Origin of the sequence: Lujinxingia vulgaris (genome assembly GCF_007997015.1) — a bacterium.
Taxonomy (GTDB): Bacteria; Myxococcota_A; Bradymonadia; order Bradymonadales; family Bradymonadaceae; genus Lujinxingia; species Lujinxingia vulgaris.
In genome coordinates this window covers 1-605 of the sequence record NZ_VOSM01000066.1, presented here as the reverse complement: position 1 = coordinate 605, position 605 = coordinate 1, and the positions used below count along the sequence as shown (strand labels likewise).

Annotated in this window: 1 protein-coding gene; it reads right to left on the bottom strand. The window is 66.6% G+C overall.

Translation table 11 applies throughout. The features are described from left to right. Positions 1–111: 111 nt before the first annotated feature. A partial coding sequence (locus FRC98_RS20910) for an efflux RND transporter permease subunit (protein ID WP_146983510.1) occupies positions 112–605 on the bottom strand: 494 nt, incomplete at its 5' end.

Below are 605 nucleotides of genomic sequence, written 5' to 3'. Positions count from 1 at the left end.
GGAGGGCCAGGGTGTACCCGTGGGCGTCGGCCAGCCAAGCTTGCTGGTCGATTCCATCACCGTGGGCGGCACGGCCGCCTGAGTTCTGGCAGAAGCACGGCTACACCCGGCCTATTCGGCCGGGTGCCCCTCTTCCCGGGGGGTAGCCGTGACGCTCTCGCTCTGTGCTTCCAGCTGCTTTGCCACGGCATTGCGTGAAGTGGTGAAGCGCGCCAGCAGGTCATAGAGCACGGGGACCACGAAGAGGGTCAGCAGGGTGGCCAGGACCAGGCCGCCGATCACCACCACGCCGATGGCGCCGCGGCTTTCAGCTCCGGCGCCCGTGGACAGGACCAGAGGAACCGCCCCCACCACCGTCGAGATCGCCGTCATCAGGATGGGCCGGAAGCGCAGGACCGAGCCTTCGACAATGGATTCGCGAACGGAGCGCCCCTCGTCACGCAGCTGGTTGGCGAACTCCACGATCAGGATGCCGTTCTTCGCCATCAGGCCGATCAGCAGGATCGCCCCGATCTGGCTGTAAATGTTGATCGACATGCCGGTCAGCCAGAGCGCCAGAAGCGCGCCGGTCACCGCCAGGGGCACCACCAGCATGATGATGGCCG